Genomic DNA, 17,859 nt, shown 5'->3' on the forward strand with positions numbered 1-17,859 from the left:
TGGCCATGAGCGAATCCCCCACCCTCGGCGTCGACGTCACGACCGGCGAGGTCGCGACCGTCGACGTCACGGCAACCGGACTCACCAGCACCCCCGTTCAGCAGGCCGTGGAACTCGCGCGCCGCCACGGTCCGCTCTACGTCCGGCGCTACCACGGGCGCGAGAGCGTCTGGGCCTCCTCCCTGGAGCTGGTCGAGGAGCTGTGCGACGAGACGCGTTTCGCCAAGGGGGTCGGGCCGGCCCTGGAGAACGTGCGCGGCATCGCAGGGGACGGCCTGTTCACCGCGTACGACGACGAGCCCAACTGGGCCAAGGCGCACGACATCCTGCTGCCCGCCTTCGCGATGAACTCGATGCGGACCTACCACCCGCACATGCTGCGCGTCGCCCGGCGCCTCATCGCCTCCTGGGACGGCCGCCTCGCACCGGACGGGACCGGGTCCGCGCCGGTCGACGTGTCGCAGGACATGACCAGGATGACCCTGGACACCATCGGCCTGTCCGGGTTCGGCTACGACTTCGAGTCCTTCGCCCGCGCCGAGCCGCACCCCTTCGTCGAAGCCCTCGTCCGCGGGCTCGGCCACAGCCAGGCGAAGCTGGCCCGGGTGCCCGGCGGGGAGTACGCGGCCGAGGACGCCGAGTTCGCCGCCGACGCGGCCTTCCTGGCGCGGGTCGTCGACGAGGTGATCGGGGCCCGCAAGGCGGCGGGCGACACCTCCACCGACGACCTGCTCGGCCTGATGCTCAACTCCCCCCATCCGGACAGCGGAGAGGTCCTCGACGAGGCCAACATCCGCAACCAGGTCATCACCTTCCTCATCGCCGGACACGAGACGACGTCGGGCACGCTCTCCTTCGCCCTCTACTACCTGCTGAAGAACCCGGCCGTGCTGCACCGCGCCCAGGCCGAGGTGGACGCGCTGTGGGGCGACCTCGCCGACCCCGAGCCGACGTACGAGGACGTGGGCAGGCTGCGGTATGTGCGCCAGGTGCTCAACGAAGCGCTGCGGCTGTGGCCGACCGCCCCCGCGTTCCAGCGCCGGGCCCTCGTCGACACGACGCTCGGCGGGCGCCACCCGGTGCGGGCCGGCCAGTTCGTGGTGGTGCTCACCCCGATGCTGCACCGCGATCCGGTGTGGGGCGACAGCGTCGAGGAGTTCGACCCGGAGCGCTTCGCCCCCGAGGCCGAGGCGGGCCGCTCCCCGCACGCGTACAAGCCGTTCGGCACCGGCGAACGGGCCTGCATCGGGCGGCAGTTCGCGCTGCACGAGGCCACGATGCTGCTCGGCATGCTGGTGCACCGCTACCGCTTCGTCGACCACGCCCGCTACGACCTGAAGGTGAAGGAGACCCTCACCCTCAAGCCGGACGGCTTCACCATGACGCTGGCCGCGCGCACCCCCGAGGACCGGGAGCGCACCCGGGCCGCGCTGCGCGAGCTGCGCTCCCTCGCCGGATTCGCCGGATTCGCGGAATTCGCCGGTACCGGCGCGGGCGAGGCCGACGCGGGTGAACGGGCGGCGGACGGTACGGCGACGCGGGCCCGCGCCGGGACCGCCCTGACCGTGCTGCACGGCTCCAACTTCGGGGCGTGTCGGGCGTACGCGGAAGAGCTCGGGGAGCAGGCCGCCGACCTCGGCTTCGACGTGCGCGTCGCGGCCCTGGACGAAGCCACCGGCGCCCTGCCGACCGACACGCCCGTGGTGATCGTCGCCGCCTCCTACAACGGCCGGCCCACGGATGACGCACGCCAGTTCATGTCCTGGCTGACGGAGGCCGCGCCCGATGTCACCGGGGTGCGGTACGCGGTCCTCGGTGTCGGCGACCGGAACTGGGCCGCGACCTACCAGCGGGTGCCCACCCTCATCGACGACGCGCTCGCGGCGTCCGGCGCGAGCCGCCTCCTGGAGCGCGCCGAGGCCGACGCCTCCGGGGACCTCGCCGGTTCCGTGCGCCGCTTCGCGACGGCGCTGCGGCGCGCGTTGCTGGAGGAGTACGGCGACCCGCTGAGCGTCGGGGCGGCGGCCACCGAGGTCCCGGCCCACGGTTACGACGTCGTGGAGGTCACCGGCGGGCCGCTGGACGCGCTGGCCGCGCGGCACGGGGCGGTCGCGATGACGGTGGTGGAGAGCGCCGACCTCGTCGACATGGCGCATCCGCTCGCCCGCCCGAAGCGGTTCCTGCGGATCGCGCTCCCCGCCGGGGTGACCTACCGCACCGCCGACCACCTGAGCGTCCTGCCGGTCAACGACCCGGAGGTGGTCGAGCGGGCGGCCGCGGTGCTCGGCGTCGACCTGGAGGCGGTCCTGAACATCCGGGCCCACAAGAGCGGGCGAGCCACCCTCCCGCTGGATCGCCCGGTGTCCGTGCGCGAACTCCTCAGCCGTTACGTCGAATTGCGTGACGCTCCGACCGCCGAACAGGTCGCCCTGCTCGCCGAGCACCATCCGTGCCCGCCCGAGCGGGCCGCCCTGGAGCAACTGGCTGCCGATCCAAGCGCGTTGGCCGCACACCGGGGCAGTCTGCTCGACCTGGTCGAGGGCCACCCGGCGCTGCGGGGGCTGCTGCCCTGGCCCGTGCTGCTCGACCTGCTGGCGCCGATGCGGACCCGCCACTACTCGATCTCCTCCTCGCCCGCCGCCTCGCCGGGCCACGCCGACCTGATGGTCTCGCTCCTCTCGGCGCCGGACCGCTCCGGGCGCGGGACCTTCCGGGGCACCGGATCCGCGTACTTCCACCGCGTGAGGGCCGGTGACACCCTGTACGCGCGGGTACAGCCCTGCCGCGACGCCTTCCGTGTCGCCGCTGACGCGCGGACGCCCGTCGTCATGGTCGGCGCGGGCACGGGCCTCGCCCCGTTCCGGGGGGCGATCGCCGACCGGCTGGAGCTGGCCCGCGCCGGTGGTGAACTCGCTCCGGCGCTCTGCTACTTCGGCTGCGACCACCCCGACGTCGACTATCTGCACCGCGCCGAACTGGAGGCGGCGGAACGGGCGGGCGCCGTGTCCATGCGGCCCGCGTACTCCAAGGCCCCCGACGGCGACGTGCGCCATGTCCAGCACCGGATCGCGGCCGAGGCCGAGGAGATGTGGCGGCTGCTGGAAGCGGGGGCGGTGGTCCGCGTGTGCGGCGAAGGTTCCCGGATGGCGCCCGGCGTGCGCGAGGCGTTCCAGCGGATGCGGACGAAGTTCGCGGGCGGGGACGCCGCGGCGGCCGAGGCGTGGTGGCGGGACCTGGTCGCCGAGGGACGCTATGTCGAGGACGTCTACGCGAGCAGCTGACGGCGCGCGCGTCCGGGCGGCCGTGACCCAGGTGGCACCTGCGACACGCCGCCCGTCCCGGCTCGACCGTGCCACCCGGAAATCCCCCTCCGGGCGCCACCTCGCCTCACGCGGCGTCCCCGGCGAAGTCGATCGGGCCGGGGTCAGCCGCGGTAGGTCTCCAGGAGCCGCAGCCACACCTCGCTGATCGTCGGGTAGGCCGGGACCGCGTGCCACAGGCGGTCCAGGGGGATCTCGCCCGCCACCGCCATCGTCGCGGAGTGGATGAGCTCGCCCACGCCCGGGCCGACGAAGGTGACGCCGAGCAGGATCTCGCGGTCCAGGTCCACGACCATGCGGGCACGGCCCCGGTAGCCGTCCGCGTACAGGCCCGCGCCCGCGACACCCGACATGTCGTAGTCGACGGCCCGGACGCGGTGGCCCGCGGACTCGGCCTCCGCGAGGGTCAGGCCCGCCGACGCGGCCTCGGGGTCGGTGAAGACGACCTGCGGGACGGCGGCGTGGTCGGCGGTGGCGGAGTGGGCGCCCCAGCGGTCGGTCTCCAGGAGAGGGACCCGCCGGGCGCGGGCGGCGATGGCGGCGCCCGCGACACGGGCCTGGTACTTGCCCTGGTGAGTGAGGAGCGCGCGGTGGTTCGCGTCGCCGACCGCGTACAGCCAGTCGCTGCCCTCCACGCGCAGGCTCTCGTCCACCGACAGCCATGAGCCGGGCTCCAGGCCCACCGTCTCCAGGCCGATGTCGTCGGTGCGGGGGGCGCGGCCGGTGGCGAAGAGGATCTCGTCGGCCTGCACGGTCGAGCCGTCGTCCAGCGTCGCCGTGACGGTGCCCTCGCGCCGCTCCACGGCGGTCACGGAGACGCCCGAGCGGACCTCGGCGCCCGCCTCGGTCAGGGCCTCCTGGACCAGTTCGCCGGCGAACGGCTCCATGCGGGGCAGCAGGCCCCCGCCCCGCACCAGCACCGTCACCCGGGAACCGAGCGCCTGCCAGGCCGTGGCCATCTCCACGGCGACGACGCCGCCGCCCACCACCAGGAGGCGGCCCGGCACGTGGTCGGCGGCGGTCGCCTCGCGGCTCGTCCACGGCTTGACGTCGGCGAGGCCGGGCAGGTCGGGCAGGGCCGCGCGGGTGCCGGTGCACACGGCGACCGCGTGGCGGGCCTCCAGCTGGGTCAGGGTGCCGTCCGCGCCGGTGACCGTGACCTTGCGGGGGCCGGCGATGCGGCCGTGGCCCCGGTACAGGTCGACGCCGACGCCCTCCAGCCAGCCGACCTGGCCGTCGTCCTTCCAGTGCGAGGTGTACTCGTCGCGGTGGGCGAGGACCGCCGCGGCGTCCAGCGGGCCCTGGACCGACTGGCGCAGCCCGGGGACGCGGCGGGCGTCGGCGCGGGCGATGACGGGGCGCAGCAGGGCCTTGCTGGGCATGCACGCCCAATAGGAGCATTCGCCCCCGACGAGTTCGCTCTCCACGATCGCGGCGCTCAGGCCCGCCGCGCGGGCCCGGTCCGCCACGTTCTCCCCCACGGGACCCGCACCGATGACTACTACGTCGTACGTCTTGGTATCCGTCATGGGGACAGTCTGTCGGGAGGTGTGTGCCGCGGCCACATGGGTAAGCGCGCGGGACACGCCTGTGCGCGTACGGAACAGGTCCGTGCGCGCGGGCGGAATACGTTTCGCACCATCGGCCGTTGTGGACAGCGGCCATGCCCCACACAGGAAGCAGGGACACACCATGAGCAGCGCGACGGTGGAGCTCACCAAGGAGAACTTCGACCGGACGGTCACGGACAACGAATTCGTTCTGATCGACTTCTGGGCTTCGTGGTGCGGCCCCTGCAAGCAGTTCGCCCCGGTCTACGAGAAGGCCGCCGAGGCCAACCCGGACCTGGTCTTCGCCAAGGTCGACACGGAGGCGCAGCCGGAGCTGGCCGCCGCCTTCGACATCCAGTCCATTCCGACCCTGATGATCGTCCGCGATCAGGTGGCGGTCTTCGCCCAGCCGGGCGCACTGCCCGAGGCGGCGCTGGCCGACGTCATCGGCCAGGCCAGGAAGCTGGACATGGACGAGGTGCGCAGGCAGATCGCCGAGGAGCAGGCCAAGCAGCAGGGCCAGCAGGATCAGCAGTAGGAGCAGTAGGAGAGGTGCGGCGGGCTCCGGTCAGCTGGACTCGCGGTGCACGACGTCCGCGCCGAGGACGTCGTGCACCTCCGGTTCGGCGCCCGGGTCGCGCACCACGCGGTCGACGAGTTCGGCGAGGCCGCGGCCCGAGGGCAGTTCGATGCGGACGGTGCTGAGCCGGGGCCTCAGCAGTCGGCCGAGCACCAGGTCGTCGGAGCCGATGAGGGCCGTCTCGTCGGGGATCGCGATGCCTTCGTCCTGCAGGGCCCGCATCAGCAGCATGGCGTACTCGTCGTTGTAGGTGAACACGCCCTCCAGGCCCAGGGAGCGCCAGCGCGCCGCGAGCCGGGCGGCGGACTCCTCCTCGTGGGCGAGAGGCAGCTCCACGACCGAGGCACCGGTGACGTGCGCGGCGTCGACCGCCGTGCGCAGTCCCTCGACGCGGGGCCGCGAGAAGTTCTCCAGGCCGGGCTCCTCGGGGACGACCACCCCGATCCGGCGCCGGCCGCGGGCCAGCAGGTGCAGGGCGGCGGCCTCCCCCACCCGGCGGCCGTCCATCAGGAGGGCGTGGGCGCCCTCGACGCGGTGCGGCCCGAGCGTGAAGACGGCCCGGGCACCGGAGCGCTTGAGGACCGTCACGCCGCGCGGTCCGAGCGCCGAGGCGTCGGGGGCGAGGACGGCGACGGGGCGCAGCTCGGCCCAGGCGCGCGCGGCGTCCTCGCCGGTCATGCCGAGGCTGCCGTACTGCACGACGGTGTAGTCGAGGCGGCTGAGCGCCCACTGGAGTTCGTTGAAGAACCGGCTGAAGAGCGGGCCCATCGGGATCTCCGAGGTGGGCATGAGCACCATCCGGCTGTGGCCGGCGCGCAGGCTGCGGGCGGCGGCGTGCGGGACGTAGCCCAGTTCTCTCGCGGCCTGGTGGACGCGGCGTCGGGTGGGCTCGCTGATGCGCACGGAGGCGCTGTTGTTCAGGACGTAGGACACGGTCGCGCGGGAGACGCCCGCGAGGCGGGCGACGTCGGTGCTCGTCGGCACGGGGCGCCGCGCGGGCTGCTGGTTCGGTATCTGCGCCATGGCATCGGCATCTTCGCAGACCCGGGTGGGGCCCTCGACGGCGGGCGGCCGGGATCTCCTCGGCGGCACGGCCTGAACTTCCCTTCCCCGCAAGCGTCTTGATCCGTCCGGCTCGTTCCCCGCCGGGCTACTCGCCGGTTAACGTGCGGGCATCCGTCCTCGACCGGAGGTGCCCCGCATGACCGCCGACCGTGCCGAAGGGCTGGCGCGCACCGCTCGCGCGCTGGCCGCCTCAGAGGTCTCCTCGCGCGAGCTGACCGAGCGGACACTGGCCAGGATCGAGGCGGCGCAGCCCGTCCTGAACGCCTTCAAGCGGGTGCGGGCCGAGGCCGCGCTCGCCGAGGCGGACGCCGCCGACCGGGAGTTGGCGGCGGGCGGCCCGTCGGCCGGGCGGCCGCTGCTGGGGGTGCCGCTGGCCGTCAAGGACGACATGGACGTCGCGGGCGAGCCGACCGCGTTCGGCTGCGGGGGCGAGTTCCCGCCGAAGTCCGAGGACTGCGAGGCCGTACGGCGGCTGCGGGCGGCCGGCGCGGTGATCGTCGGCAAGACCAACACCTGCGAGCTGGGGCAGTGGCCCTTCACGGAGGGGCCGGGGTTCGGGGACACCCGCAATCCCTGGCACACCGGGCACACGCCGGGGGGTTCGTCGGGCGGCTCGGCGGCGGCGGTCGCCGCGGGCCTGGTCCCCGCCGCGCTGGGCTCCGACGGCGCCGGGTCGGTGCGGATACCGGCCGCGTGGACGCATCTGGTCGGCATCAAGCCGCAGCGCGGGCGGATATCGACGTGGCCGTGGCCCGAGGCGTTCCAGGGGATCACCGTCAACGGCCCGCTCGCCAGGACCGTCGCCGACGCCGCGCTGCTCCTCGACGCCGCCAGCGGCAGCCATGCGGGTGACCTGCACCGGCCGTTGCCGGTGCGCGCCGCCGAGGCCGCGACCCGGGACCCGGGGCGGCTGCGGATCGCCCTGTCGCTGCGCATGCCGTTCACGGCCACGGCCAAGCGGCTGCACCCCGGGGTGCGGCAGCGGGTGGTCGCGCTGGCGGACCGGCTCGCCGCGCTCGGGCACGACGTGGAGGCGGCCGATCCGGACTACGGCCTCATCGGCCTGGCGTTCGTGCCGCGCGCCACGGCGGGCATCGCGGAGTGGGCGGAGCACGTCCCCGACGCCTCGCTCCTCGACCGGCGCACCCGCGAGGCGGCCCGCGTGGGGCGGCTGCTGGGCGGCGCGCCGCTGCGGCTCGCGCGGCGCGCCGAGGCGGCACTGCACGAGCGGGTGGGGGCGGTCTTCTCGACGTACGACGTGGTGCTCGCGCCGACGACGGCCGCTCCCCCGCCCCGGATCGGCGCGCTGGCCGGCCTGAGCGGCCTGCGCACCGACCGGGCGATGATCGCCGCCTGCCCCTACGCGTGGCCGTGGAACGTGCTCGGCTGGCCGGGCGTCAACGTCCCCGCCGGGCGTGTCGCGGGCGGTCTGCCGGTCGGCGCCCAGCTGCTGGGCCCCGCGGGCAGTGAGCCGCTGCTGATCTCCCTCGCCGCACAGCTGGAGGCGGACCAGCGCTGGTACGAGCAGTGGCCGGCGCCCGTCCCCGGGGCACCGGCGCGGGCGTGAGGAGCGGCGCGGGACCGGCGCGCCGGGAGTGCGCGGGGCGGCGCGGCGGGGCCCCAGGGGCTGGCGCGGCGGGGTCACACGGCGGTGCGGCAAGGCCCCCGGAGGGCCCGGCGGGGTCACCGGGCGGCGGGGGCGGCGGGGTCACAGGGTGGCCAGGGTCTGCCACAGCTCCGGGTCCTCGAAGCCCAGCGCCCACAGCACGGTGTGGCGCACCCCGTACCGCCGCAGGACGGGCAGGTGGGCGGCGGTGCCGCGGGCGTCCTGGTACCAGACCGTGCGGCGGGTGCCGCCTTCCGCGTACGTGAAGTGGGGCGTGCCGGAGGCGGGGTCGAGGTGGTAGGGCGCGCCCACCTTGCGGCGCAGCGCCTCCGCCTCCTTGGAGGTGACGTGCCGGGCGCGCCCCCGGCTGCCGACGGCCCAGTCCCAGCCATAGGCGGGCAGCCCCATCTCCAGCTTGTCGACCGGTACGTCGGCGGTGGCGCGCCGCAGGATCTCGTCGTACCAGGCGGGGGTCGACAGCGGGCCGGGGGCGCCCTCGGCCCAGTGGAGGTTGTAGGCCATGACGCGCAGCCGGTCGGCGGCGGCGCCGAGCCGCTTGTAGTCCCAGACCCGGCCGGTGCCGGCGGTCTTCGGCGAGACGGTCACGACGCACTGCTTGCGCAGGGCGTGCAGCTGCCCGCACAGGTCGGTGACCAGCGTGGCGTACCCGTCGCGGACCTTCTCGTACGCGGCGTCGCCGGTCGGTGCGATGGTCTCGTAGTCGAGGTCGAGGCCGTCGTAGTCACGGCTCTTCACGACGCTCAGCAGGGTCTCGATGTGCGTGGCGCGGCGGCCCGCGTCGGTGACCACGTCGGCCAGCGCGCCGCGCGGCATGCGCTCCATGACGGTCGGCACGACCTTGATGCCCGCACCGTGCAGTCCGTCGACGACACGCCGGTCCGCCGCGTGCAGGTGCGGGTCGACACGCCCGGCCGCCTTCGTCTCGTACCAGAAGGGGCTGACGGTGTGCAGCTGGTCCGCGTGGCGCAGGGCGGTGGCGTACGCGGCCTCCTGGTCCCAGTACGGGAGCCAGGCCGAGGCGGTGCGGGGCGGCGCGGCCGGGGTGGGCGGCGGCGGGGCGGGGTCGGAGGCCGCGGGGACCGGCGCGAGGACCGCCGCCGCGGCGGCGAGGGCGATCAGGGCGGTGGCCCGGCGGGGGTGACGAGGCATCATGGACCGAGCCTGCGGGCCGCGCGGGACCGGCGCCGCGTGGAGTGGGCCGGACAGGTCTGCGAGGGCTCCGATGCCGTTCGCGAGCGGCCGCGGCCGGCGCTCCTCGTGGCGCGGGTGAACGGCCGGTGAGCCGGGGATGTCGGCAGGGCGATGAGAAATTCCTGGTACGAGAACGGCTTCAAGGGCACTCTTGTGCGGATGGCTTCAAGGGTCTTGGGTGTGACGAGCACCTGCGACAGGAAAGGATCCTCCTATGCCCGAGGGAGACTGTACGAAGCACCTCCCTCCACCTCGCACCAAGGCACCGGACCCGGTGACCGAGGCGGAGGTGGAGGCACTGGTGCGCGGCATCTGCTTCAAGACGGGGCCGCCCCGCACCACCGGTGTCGAACTGGAATGGCTCGTCCACGAACCCGGACTGGCCCATCTGCCGGTCCCCGCGGCCCGTCTCGAAGCCGCCTACGCCGCCCTGCGGGCGCTGCCCGTGAAGGCGTCGCTCACCGTCGAACCCGGCGGACAGCTGGAGCTCAGCTCGCTGCCCGCCGCTTCCCTGATGGAGTGCGTGTCGGACATGCGGGCCGATCTCGGCCTCGTCCGCGACACCCTGCGCGGCCATCGCCTCATTCTCAGCGGGATCGGCGCCGACCCCTGGCGGCCGCCTTCGCGGTTCCTGCGCGAGCCGCGCTACGACGCGCTGGAGTCCTGCCTCGACCGCGGCGGCCCCGCCGGGCGCCGCATGATGTGCTCGACGGCGTCCGTGCAGATCTGCCTGGACGCGGGGTACGAGGAGCCGGGCCCGCTCGGCTACGCGCGCCGCTGGCGTCTGGCGCATCTCCTCGGTCCGGTCCTGGTGGCCGCGTTCGCCAACTCGCCGCTCCAGGAGGGCCGCCCCACCGGCTGGCGCTCCACCCGGCAGGCCGTGTGGGCGGGCATCGAACCCGGCAGGTCCGGCGCCCCGTCGCTGGAGGGGGAACCGCGGGAGACCTGGACGCGGCACGCCCTCGACGCGCCGGTCATGTGCGTGAAGAGACCGCCGGGCGAGGAGGGGGCGTGGACCGTTCCGGAGGATTTGACCTTCCGTGACTGGACCCGCTCGGGCCTGCCGCGGCCGCCCACCCGCGACGACCTCGACTACCACCTGACGACCCTGTTCCCGCCGGTCCGCCCGCGCGGCCACCTGGAGCTGCGCATGGTCGACGCCCAGCCGGGCGAGGACGGCTGGATCGTGCCGCTCGCCGTGACGAGCGCGCTGTTCGACGACGCGCAGGCGGCCGAGACCGCCTACCGGGCCGTGAAGCCGCTGGCCGAACGGGACGGCCCGCCCGGCTCCGTCGCCGCGCCGCGCAGTCCGCTGTGGCTGGACGCGGCGCGCCACGGCACGGCCGACGCCGAGCTGCGCGAGGCCGCCCTGGTCTGCTTCGCCGCCGCCGTCGACGCGCTGCCCCGGCTGGGCGCCGACGCCTCGGTGCGGGACGCGGTCGCCGCGTACGCCGAGCAGTACGTCGCGCGGGGCCGCTGTCCGGCCGACGACCTGCTGGACGGCCGGGGCGAGGCACTTGGACACGACGACGCCACGGGGAAGGACGCCCGACGATGAACGGCCCCACCACCGATCCGCAGGCCCTGCGCGAGCGCGCGCTCGCCGCGCTCCTCGCCGCCCGGGACCGCACGTCCCTGCTGACCGACTGTGTCGAGGACGCCGAACTGACGGCGCAGCACTCGCCGTTGATGTCGCCCCTGGTCTGGGACCTCGCGCACATCGGCAACCAGGAGGAGCAGTGGCTGCTGCGCGCGGTCGCGGGCCGCGACGCCATGCGGCCGGAGATCGACTCGCTCTACGACGCCTTCGAGCACCCCCGCGCCGAGCGGCCGAGCCTGCCGCTGCTCGCGCCCGCCGAGGCCCGCGGCTACGCGGCCGAGGTCCGGGGGCGGGCCCTTGACGTGCTGGACAGCACGCCGTTCCACGGCAGCGCGCTCACCGACGCGGGCTTCGCGTTCGGCATGATCGCCCAGCACGAGCAGCAGCACGACGAGACCATGCTCATCACGCATCAGCTGCGCTCGGGACCCACCGCCCTCACCGCGCCCGACCCGGAGCCGGCCCCGCCCTTCACGGGGCCGGCCGAAGTCCTCGTTCCCGGGGGCCCGTTCACGATGGGCACCTCCACCGAGCCGTGGGCCCTGGACAACGAACGGCCCGCGCACCGCCGCCTGGTCCCGCCGTTCTTCATCGACACCACGCCGGTGACGAACGCCGCGTACCAGCGTTTCATCGAGGACGGCGGCTACGAGGAGATGCGCTGGTGGTCACCGGCCGGCTGGGCCATGGTCCGGCGAAACGGCCTGCGGGCGCCGCTGTTCTGGCGCCGCGAGGGCGGGCAGTGGCTGCGGCGCCACTTCGGGACCGTGGAGCCGGTGCCCGCCGACGAGCCGGTGCTGCACGTGAGCTGGCACGAGGCCGACGCGTACGCGCGCTGGGCAGGCCGGCGCCTGCCGAGCGAGGAGGAGTGGGAGAAGGCCGCCCGCTACGACCCGGTCACCGACCGCTCCCTGCGCTACCCGTGGGGCGACGACGACCCCACCCCCGAGCGGGCGAACCTCGGGCAGCGGCACCTGCGTCCGGCCCCGGCGGGCAGCTATCCGGCGGGCGCGTCGCCGTTGGGCGTACGGCAGTTGATCGGCGACGTGTGGGAGTGGACGTCCAGCGACTTCCTGCCCTATCCCGGCTTCGTCGCCTTCCCCTACCGGGAGTACTCGGACGTGTTCTTCGGCGGCGACTACAAGGTGCTGCGCGGCGGGGCCTTCTCGGTGGACGCCGTGGCCTGCCGGGGCACGTTCCGCAACTGGGACCACCCGGTGCGCCGGCAGATCTTCTCCGGGTTCCGCACCGCACGGGACGCCGGCCCCGCGGAGGCGTCCGCACCGGAGGCAGCCGCGCCGGAGGCCTTCTGATGTGCCGTCATATCGCCTACCTCGGTCCGCCGGTGCCGCTGGAAAGCCTCCTCGTGACACCCCCGCACGGCCTGTACCGCCAGTCGTGGGCGCCGCGCCGCCAGCGGTACGGCACGGTCAACGCCGACGGCTTCGGGGTGGGCTGGTACGCGGACGGGGACCCCGCGCCCGCGCGATACCGCCGCACGGGGCCGATCTGGGGCGACCAGTCCTTCGCCGACCTCGCCCGGGTCGTCCGTTCGGGGGCGCTGCTCGCCGCGGTGCGCGACGCCACCCTGGCGGGTGCCGACGGGGAGGCGGCGGCCGCGCCCTTCGCCGCCGGGCCCTGGCTGTTCAGCCACAACGGCGCCGTCAAGGGCTGGCCCGGGTCCCTGGCCGCCCTGGCCGAGGGCCTGCCGCCCGCCGAGCTGCTCGCCATGGAGGCGCGCTGCGACTCCGCGCTGGTGTGGGCGCTCGCCCTGCACCGGCTGCGGCGCGGCGACGCGGCGGGGCAGGCCCTGGCCGACACCGTCCTGGAGGTCGCCGAGGCCGCCCCGGCCTCCCGTCTGAACCTCCTTCTGACCGACGGCGACACGATCACCGCGACCGCCTGGGGCGACACGCTCTGGTACCGCGCCGAGCCCGGTCGCGGCACCGTGGTCGCCTCCGAGCCCTACGACGACGATCCCCACTGGCGCGAGGTGCCCGACCGCACCCTGCTCGCCGCGAGCCCCACCGACGTACTGCTGACACCGCTCAAGGAGCCACCCGCGTGAGCCCGTTCCTGCTGACCCGCACCCTGCCCGAGGACGCGACCGGCGCCGCCCTGCGCGCCGACGTGCTGCACGGCCTGACCAGCGCCGTGAAGACGCTGCCGCCCAAGTGGTTCTACGACGCGCGCGGCAGCGCCCTCTTCGAGGAGATCACCACCCTGCCGGAGTACTACCCGACGCGCGCCGAGCGGGAGATCCTGCTCTCGCGTGCCGCCGAGATCGCGGACATCACCGGCGCCCGCACCCTGATCGAGCTGGGCTCGGGCTCGTCGGAGAAGACCCGCCACCTCATCGACGCCATGACGTCCCTGCACACCTACGTGCCCGTCGACGTCAGCGAGAGCGCGCTGACCGGCGCGGCGAACACCCTGCTCGCGCAGCGGCCCTCGCTCGACGTGCACGCCCTGATCGCCGACTTCACCCGGGGCCTCGCACTGCCGGGTACGCCCGGGCCGCGCCTGGTGGCCTTCCTCGGCGGCACGCTCGGCAATCTCCTGCCCGCCGAACGCGCCGCGTTCCTGTCCTCGGTGCGCGACCTGCTGGCGCCCGGGGACGCGCTGCTCCTCGGCACCGACCTGGTGAAGGACGAGTCGGTGCTCGTCTCGGCGTACGACGACCGGTCCGGGGTGACGGCCGCGTTCAACAAGAACGTCCTGGCGGTGATCAACCGCGAGCTGGACGCCGACTTCGACCCGGCCGCCTTCGACCATGTCGCCGTCTGGGACCGCGAGCGCGAGTGGATCGAGATGCGGCTGCGCTCCACGGCCGACCAGACGGTGAAGATCTCCGCGCTCGATCTGGCCGTCGACTTCGCCGCCGGCGAGGAGATGCGCACGGAGATCTCCGCGAAGTTCCGGCAGGAGGGCGTACGCGCCGAACTGGCGGCCTCGGCACTGGATCTGACGCACTGGTGGACGGACGAGCGGGGCCGCTTCGCGCTGTCGCTGAGCACGCCGGTGTGACACCGGCGGCGCGGTGCGGCCCCCCGGTCACAGTCCGCCGATGCTCAGCGCCCTGGTGATCTCGCGGGAGGCGGCACGGGCCTCGGTGGCCGGGTCGCCGCCCGTCAGGACCGCGGTCATGTACGCCTTGATGGGGTTGTCGGCCTCGACGGCGGCCCAGCGCGGCGAGTTGGGCGTCGCCCGCCCGTTCGCCGCGCCGGCGGCCATCGCGGCGACGCCCTCCTCGCCGGCGACGGCGGGGGCCAGCTTCGCCTTGTTGGGCACGTAGTTCATGGTCCTGGCCAGGTCGGTCTGCCATTTCTTGCCGGCCAGGGCCTCGATCACCTCGACGGCGCCCTTGTGGTCGTCGCCGCGTTCGGGCACGACGAGGTCGGAGCCGCCGGTGAAGACCGCGCCGGGCCTGCCCGCCTTCTTGCCGGGGATCGGGAAGTAGCCGAGTCTGCCCTTCAGGCGGGGGTTCTTCTCCTCGATGGCCCGGGCCGCGCCGGGCACCGCGATGATCTGGGCGACGCCGCCGTCCGCGAACACGCCGGCCTGCGACGGGTGCTCCTCGTCGGCGTCGCGCGGGCCCCGGCCGAGGGCCTGGAGGCGCTGGTAGAACGCCATGCCGCGCAGCGCGGGGCCCGTGTGCAGGCTGCCACGCCAGTCGCCGGAGGACTCCTTGGTCTCCTCGGCGAGGTCGCCGCCCTCGTCCCAGATGAATCCGGCCAGGGTGTACCAGTCCTGGCCCGCGAGATAGATGCCCTGGTCGCCGCCGGTGTTGAGCTTCTCCGTGTCCGCGAGCCACTCCTCGCGGGTGCGCGGCGGCCGGGTGATGCCCGCCTTCTCGAAGAGGTCCTTGTCGTAGATGACGACACGGTTGGCCGCGTACCAGGGGATGCCGTACTGGGCGCCGTCGTAGCGGCCCGGCTCGGCGAGGCCGGGCAGCCAGTCGTCCATGCCGAGGTCGCGCGCGGACTCCAGGGTGAGGTCGTACAGGCCGCCCTCGTCGACGTACTGCGCGACCTGGGTGTTGCCGACCTCGATGACGTCGGGCCCCGAGCCGTCCTCCTCCTTCAGCGCCCGTTTGACCTTGGCGCCGATGCCCGTCCACTCCTGGACCTCGACGGCCAGGTCGATGTCGTCGTGCTCCTTCTCGAACTCCTCGGTGAAGCGCTCGACGAACTCGGGGGACGCGCTGCCCTTCATGAGCCAGACGGTGACGGTCCTCGGCTCGTCCTGCCCGGGCAGCAGCCCGCACCCGGCCAGCAGGACGGCACAGGAGAGGGTGAGGGCCAAGGGCATGACGGGGCGGCGGTGCGGGTTCACGTGGGTCACTTTCTGCCTGCGGACAGGGAGGGGCAGCCCGACGCGGGGGGTGAGCAGATGGCTCGAACGGGTACTGGCTGGATTTTGGTCCGTACCAATGGAGCGGTCAAGGGGTGTTTCGTCGCGGACGCCGTCTCGCGTGTCGGCATGTGCTGGTGCACGGTGGAGTGACGTACTTCCACGACGTCATCCCACGGCCGGGAGGAATCCCCTCATGTCGGACCACACCTACCGCGTCACCGAGATCGTCGGCACCTCCCACGAGGGCGTCGACCAGGCGATCCGCAACGGCATCGCGCGGGCCTCGCAGACGCTGCGCTCGCTGGACTGGTTCGAGGTCACGCAGGTGCGCGGACACATCGAGGACGGGCAGATCCAGCACTACCAGGTCGGGCTGAAGGTCGGCTTCCGCCTGGAGGACGAGGCGTAGGCGCCGCACCGGACGCCTGTCCGCCGGAGGGAGCGGTCAGGTGCGGCCCTCGCGTTCCTGGGCGTCCCGCAGCTCCCCCGACGGGCTCGCCCAGTCGGCCCGGACGACCGTGAAGCCCGCGCGGCGCGCCTCGGCGCAGACCAGTTCGTCGTCGTCCACGAGCACGCGCACCTTCCGCGCGCGGGCCATGGACCGCAGGATCTCCAGCTTCGTGCGGCGGGCGGGGCGCCGGTCGTCATCGCGGCGCATCCAGACGCGGCCGGGCGGCAGGCCCTGGCGGGCCAGCCACTCCTCGGTGTCCGTGCGGCAGCGCTCGGGGCGTCCCGTGAGGTAGACGACCTCGCACTCCCGCGCGCTGTCCAGGGCCAGCGCCACGCCCCGTGCCAGCGGCGGATCGTCCTTCGCCGCGGCGAAGAACGCGTCCCAGTCGCGGGGCGCGCGCTCCAGGTACCGCTGCCGGTGCGCGGTGTCCGCGAGGGTGCCGTCGAGGTCGAACACGGCCAGAGGTCTGCTGTCGTCGCTCACGGCGCCAGCGTAGTCAGCGCGGCCGGGAATCACGGCGGACGTCAGGCGTTGAAGCGTGTGTGAGCTCAGTGATCGCGGCAACCCGGTTCTCCGTCCTCGACCGTTCGCGCACCCGTGAGGGGCACGACGGGTCCGAGGCCCTGCGCGACACCGTGCGCCTGGCCCAAGAGGCCGAGGCGCTCGGCTACCACCGCTTCTGGGTCTCCGAGCACCACGGCGTGCCGGGGGTGGCCGGCTCGGCGCCGACGGTCCTCGCCGCGGCGGTCGCCGCGGCCACCCGCACCATCCGGGTCGGCACGGGCGGCGTGATGCTGCCCAACCACCGCTCGCTGGTGGTGGCCGAGCAGTTCGGGGTGCTGGAGTCGCTCTTCCCCGGCCGGATCGACATGGGACTCGGCCGTTCCGTCGGGTTCACGGACGGCGTCCGCAAGGCGCTGGGGCACGACAAGCACGACGCGCGGGACTTCGCCGCCCAGCTGAGCGAGCTGCTCGCCTGGTTCGGCGGCACCTCCGGCACCGGCGTCCACGCCCGCCCGGCGGAAGGGCTCACGGTCCCGCCGTACGTGCTCGCCGTCGGCGAGGGCGCGACGATCGCGGCCGAGGCGGGGCTTCCGCTGGTCATCGGGGACATCAAGGGGCGCGGGAAGATGCTGCGCGGCATCGAGACGTACCGCGGCGCGTTCCGCCCCTCGCCCTGGCTGGCCGAGCCGTACGTCATGATCGCGGGCACGGTCGCCGTCGCCGGGAGCGAGGAGGAGGCCCGCCGGCTGCTGATCCCGGAGGCCTGGTCGATGGCGTACTCCCGCACGCACGGCACGTTCCCGCCGCTGCCGCCGGCCGAGCGCGTGGAGGCGCTGGCGATGACGGACAAGGAGCGCGACCTCTACGAGTCGGGGCTGCGCGGCCAGGTGCACGGCACGCCCGAGCAGGTCGCCGACGAGCTGGAGCGGGTCATCAAGGAGAGCGGCGCGCAGGAGGTGCTGGTGACGACCAGTACGTACGACCGCGCCGGGCTCAGCCGGTCCTTGCGGCACCTGGCCGAGGTGGCGGGGCTGACCCCGGCCGCCTGAGAATCCCGCCCGCGCCACCTCATGCCGCGAGGCCGCTCAGGAGTCCGCCCACCCCCGCTTCTCGGCGAACTCCAGCAACCTCGCGCGGACGCGTACGATCTGCTCGCCCGTCAGGTCGGGCGCGGCGGACAGCAGGGCCTCGGTGATCTCGTGGGTGAACTCGGCCCGCGACAGGACGTCGCACACGCCCTCGTCCCCGCCCGTCGGCGCCGCGACGGCGGGCGCGGCCGGCGCCACGTGGTCCGTGAGGTGCGCCGCGAAGGCCTTGCGGCCGCGGTCGTTGGCGATGATCTGGAACTCGACGCGCGCCCCGGGCACGAGGGCCCCGGGATCGCCCGCGAAGACCGACGTGTGCAGGAAGACGTCCTCGCCCCCGTCGTCCGCCGCGATGAAGCCAAAACCGCGTGTCTCGTCGAACTTGAGAATCGTGCCCGTACCCGAAGCCATGTCCCCCACCACCTGACGCCGCCGCAAGAGCGCACACCCTAACAAGGGCCCGTGGCGCCCAGGTAGACCCGGTCGGGCTCCGGCGCGCGAGGGGTGCGCGGGGCCGCGTCGCGGGGGAG

At 74.3% G+C, this 17,859-nt stretch carries 15 protein-coding genes; 9 read left to right on the top strand and 6 right to left on the bottom strand.

Features of this window, described 5'->3' with window-relative positions; genetic code table 11:
- Window positions 1–5: 5 nt before the first annotated feature.
- Window positions 6–3,281, top strand: coding sequence for a cytochrome P450 (locus ABZ385_RS00225; RefSeq protein WP_358908789.1), 3,276 nt, complete (start codon window positions 6–8; stop codon window positions 3,279–3,281).
- Window positions 3,282–3,424: 143 nt separating this feature from the next.
- On the opposite strand, the gene ABZ385_RS00230 is transcribed toward ABZ385_RS00225, so the two are convergent.
- Window positions 3,425–4,849: an NAD(P)/FAD-dependent oxidoreductase gene (locus ABZ385_RS00230; RefSeq protein WP_358908791.1), complete on the bottom strand. Its 1,425-nt coding sequence runs from the start codon at window positions 4,847–4,849 to the stop codon at window positions 3,425–3,427.
- Window positions 4,850–5,012: 163 nt separating this feature from the next.
- Between ABZ385_RS00230 and trxA the strand changes: the two genes are divergently transcribed.
- Window positions 5,013–5,408 carry a thioredoxin gene (gene trxA / locus ABZ385_RS00235; protein ID WP_358908793.1) on the top strand — a complete coding sequence of 132 codons (396 nt, stop codon included), beginning with the start codon at window positions 5,013–5,015 and terminating at the stop codon, window positions 5,406–5,408.
- 30 nt (window positions 5,409–5,438) lie between these two features.
- Here trxA and ABZ385_RS00240 read toward each other — a convergent pair whose 3' ends face one another.
- Window positions 5,439–6,473 carry a LacI family DNA-binding transcriptional regulator gene (locus ABZ385_RS00240; protein WP_358580904.1) on the bottom strand — a complete coding sequence of 345 codons (1,035 nt, stop codon included), beginning with the start codon at window positions 6,471–6,473 and terminating at the stop codon, window positions 5,439–5,441.
- 178 nt (window positions 6,474–6,651) lie between these two features.
- Here ABZ385_RS00240 and ABZ385_RS00245 point away from each other — a divergent pair, with 178 nt between their 5' ends.
- Window positions 6,652–8,082, top strand: coding sequence for an amidase (locus tag ABZ385_RS00245; RefSeq protein WP_358908795.1), 1,431 nt, complete (start codon window positions 6,652–6,654; stop codon window positions 8,080–8,082).
- Between the two features lie 141 nt (window positions 8,083–8,223).
- Here the strand turns inward: ABZ385_RS00245 and ABZ385_RS00250 are convergent, their stop codons facing one another.
- Window positions 8,224–9,294, bottom strand: coding sequence for a glycosyl hydrolase family 18 protein (locus ABZ385_RS00250; RefSeq protein ID WP_358908796.1), 1,071 nt, complete (start codon window positions 9,292–9,294; stop codon window positions 8,224–8,226).
- A gap of 253 nt (window positions 9,295–9,547) precedes the next feature.
- Here ABZ385_RS00250 and egtA point away from each other — a divergent pair, with 253 nt between their 5' ends.
- From egtA to egtD, 4 genes are read left to right on the top strand one after another with little or no spacing between them, the layout of a single operon-like run.
- Entirely contained in the window at window positions 9,548–10,891 is a 1,344-nt protein-coding gene (gene egtA, locus ABZ385_RS00255; protein ID WP_358586914.1) for an ergothioneine biosynthesis glutamate--cysteine ligase EgtA, read from the top strand.
- Entirely contained in the window at window positions 10,888–12,246 is a 1,359-nt protein-coding gene (gene egtB / locus ABZ385_RS00260) for an ergothioneine biosynthesis protein EgtB (protein ID WP_358908798.1), read from the top strand. The genes egtA and egtB overlap by 4 nt, the downstream gene beginning before the upstream one ends.
- Window positions 12,246–13,001, top strand: a complete 756-nt coding sequence (gene egtC / locus ABZ385_RS00265) for an ergothioneine biosynthesis protein EgtC (RefSeq protein WP_358908800.1) — start codon at window positions 12,246–12,248, stop codon at window positions 12,999–13,001. Before egtB ends, egtC begins: the two co-directional genes overlap by 1 nt.
- A complete protein-coding gene (gene egtD / locus ABZ385_RS00270) occupies window positions 12,998–13,960 on the top strand; it encodes an L-histidine N(alpha)-methyltransferase (protein WP_358908802.1) in 963 nt (320 codons plus the stop codon). The genes egtC and egtD overlap by 4 nt, the downstream gene beginning before the upstream one ends.
- Window positions 13,961–13,987: 27 nt before the next feature.
- Here egtD and ABZ385_RS00275 read toward each other — a convergent pair whose 3' ends face one another.
- Window positions 13,988–15,244 (bottom strand): extracellular solute-binding protein, encoded by a 1,257-nt coding sequence (locus ABZ385_RS00275; protein WP_358909279.1) that lies wholly within the window; start codon window positions 15,242–15,244, stop codon window positions 13,988–13,990.
- A gap of 238 nt (window positions 15,245–15,482) precedes the next feature.
- On the opposite strand from ABZ385_RS00275, the gene ABZ385_RS00280 reads away from it, so the two are divergent.
- A complete protein-coding gene (locus ABZ385_RS00280) occupies window positions 15,483–15,698 on the top strand; it encodes a dodecin (RefSeq protein ID WP_358586921.1) in 216 nt (71 codons plus the stop codon).
- Between the two features lie 36 nt (window positions 15,699–15,734).
- Here the strand turns inward: ABZ385_RS00280 and ABZ385_RS00285 are convergent, their stop codons facing one another.
- The gene (locus ABZ385_RS00285; protein ID WP_358586923.1) at window positions 15,735–16,223 is read right to left on the bottom strand and encodes a hypothetical protein; all 489 of its coding nucleotides are present in this window, start codon (window positions 16,221–16,223) and stop codon (window positions 15,735–15,737) included.
- A 59-nt stretch (window positions 16,224–16,282) separates the two neighbouring features.
- Here ABZ385_RS00285 and ABZ385_RS00290 point away from each other — a divergent pair, with 59 nt between their 5' ends.
- Window positions 16,283–17,293, top strand: a complete 1,011-nt coding sequence (locus tag ABZ385_RS00290; protein ID WP_358908804.1) for an LLM class flavin-dependent oxidoreductase — start codon at window positions 16,283–16,285, stop codon at window positions 17,291–17,293.
- A gap of 36 nt (window positions 17,294–17,329) precedes the next feature.
- Here ABZ385_RS00290 and ABZ385_RS00295 read toward each other — a convergent pair whose 3' ends face one another.
- Window positions 17,330–17,740, bottom strand: a complete 411-nt coding sequence (locus tag ABZ385_RS00295) for a cold shock domain-containing protein (protein ID WP_358586927.1) — start codon at window positions 17,738–17,740, stop codon at window positions 17,330–17,332.
- Window positions 17,741–17,859: the final 119 nt, after the last annotated feature.

It is taken from the genome of Streptomyces sp. NPDC005898, assembly GCF_040629635.1.
Classification (GTDB): domain Bacteria; phylum Actinomycetota; class Actinomycetes; order Streptomycetales; family Streptomycetaceae; genus Streptomyces.

Excerpts from the sequence above, each read along its gene's own strand:
- trxA (WP_358908793.1), top strand. The coding sequence starts at position 5,013 with ATGAGCAGCGCGACGGTGGAGCTCACCAAGGAGAACTTCGACCGGACG.
- ABZ385_RS00295 (WP_358586927.1), bottom strand. The coding sequence starts at position 17,740 with ATGGCTTCGGGTACGGGCACGATTCTCAAGTTCGACGAGACACGCGGT.
- egtB (WP_358908798.1), top strand. The coding sequence starts at position 10,888 with ATGAACGGCCCCACCACCGATCCGCAGGCCCTGCGCGAGCGCGCGCTC.
- egtA (WP_358586914.1), top strand. The coding sequence starts at position 9,548 with ATGCCCGAGGGAGACTGTACGAAGCACCTCCCTCCACCTCGCACCAAG.
- ABZ385_RS00245 (WP_358908795.1), top strand. The coding sequence starts at position 6,652 with ATGACCGCCGACCGTGCCGAAGGGCTGGCGCGCACCGCTCGCGCGCTG.
- ABZ385_RS00280 (WP_358586921.1), top strand. The coding sequence starts at position 15,483 with ATGTCGGACCACACCTACCGCGTCACCGAGATCGTCGGCACCTCCCAC.
- ABZ385_RS00230 (WP_358908791.1), bottom strand. The coding sequence starts at position 4,849 with ATGACGGATACCAAGACGTACGACGTAGTAGTCATCGGTGCGGGTCCC.
- ABZ385_RS00275 (WP_358909279.1), bottom strand. The coding sequence starts at position 15,244 with ATGCCCTTGGCCCTCACCCTCTCCTGTGCCGTCCTGCTGGCCGGGTGC.
- ABZ385_RS00225 (WP_358908789.1), top strand. The coding sequence starts at position 6 with ATGAGCGAATCCCCCACCCTCGGCGTCGACGTCACGACCGGCGAGGTC.
- ABZ385_RS00250 (WP_358908796.1), bottom strand. The coding sequence starts at position 9,294 with ATGATGCCTCGTCACCCCCGCCGGGCCACCGCCCTGATCGCCCTCGCC.
- egtC (WP_358908800.1), top strand. The coding sequence starts at position 12,246 with ATGTGCCGTCATATCGCCTACCTCGGTCCGCCGGTGCCGCTGGAAAGC.
- ABZ385_RS00240 (WP_358580904.1), bottom strand. The coding sequence starts at position 6,473 with ATGGCGCAGATACCGAACCAGCAGCCCGCGCGGCGCCCCGTGCCGACG.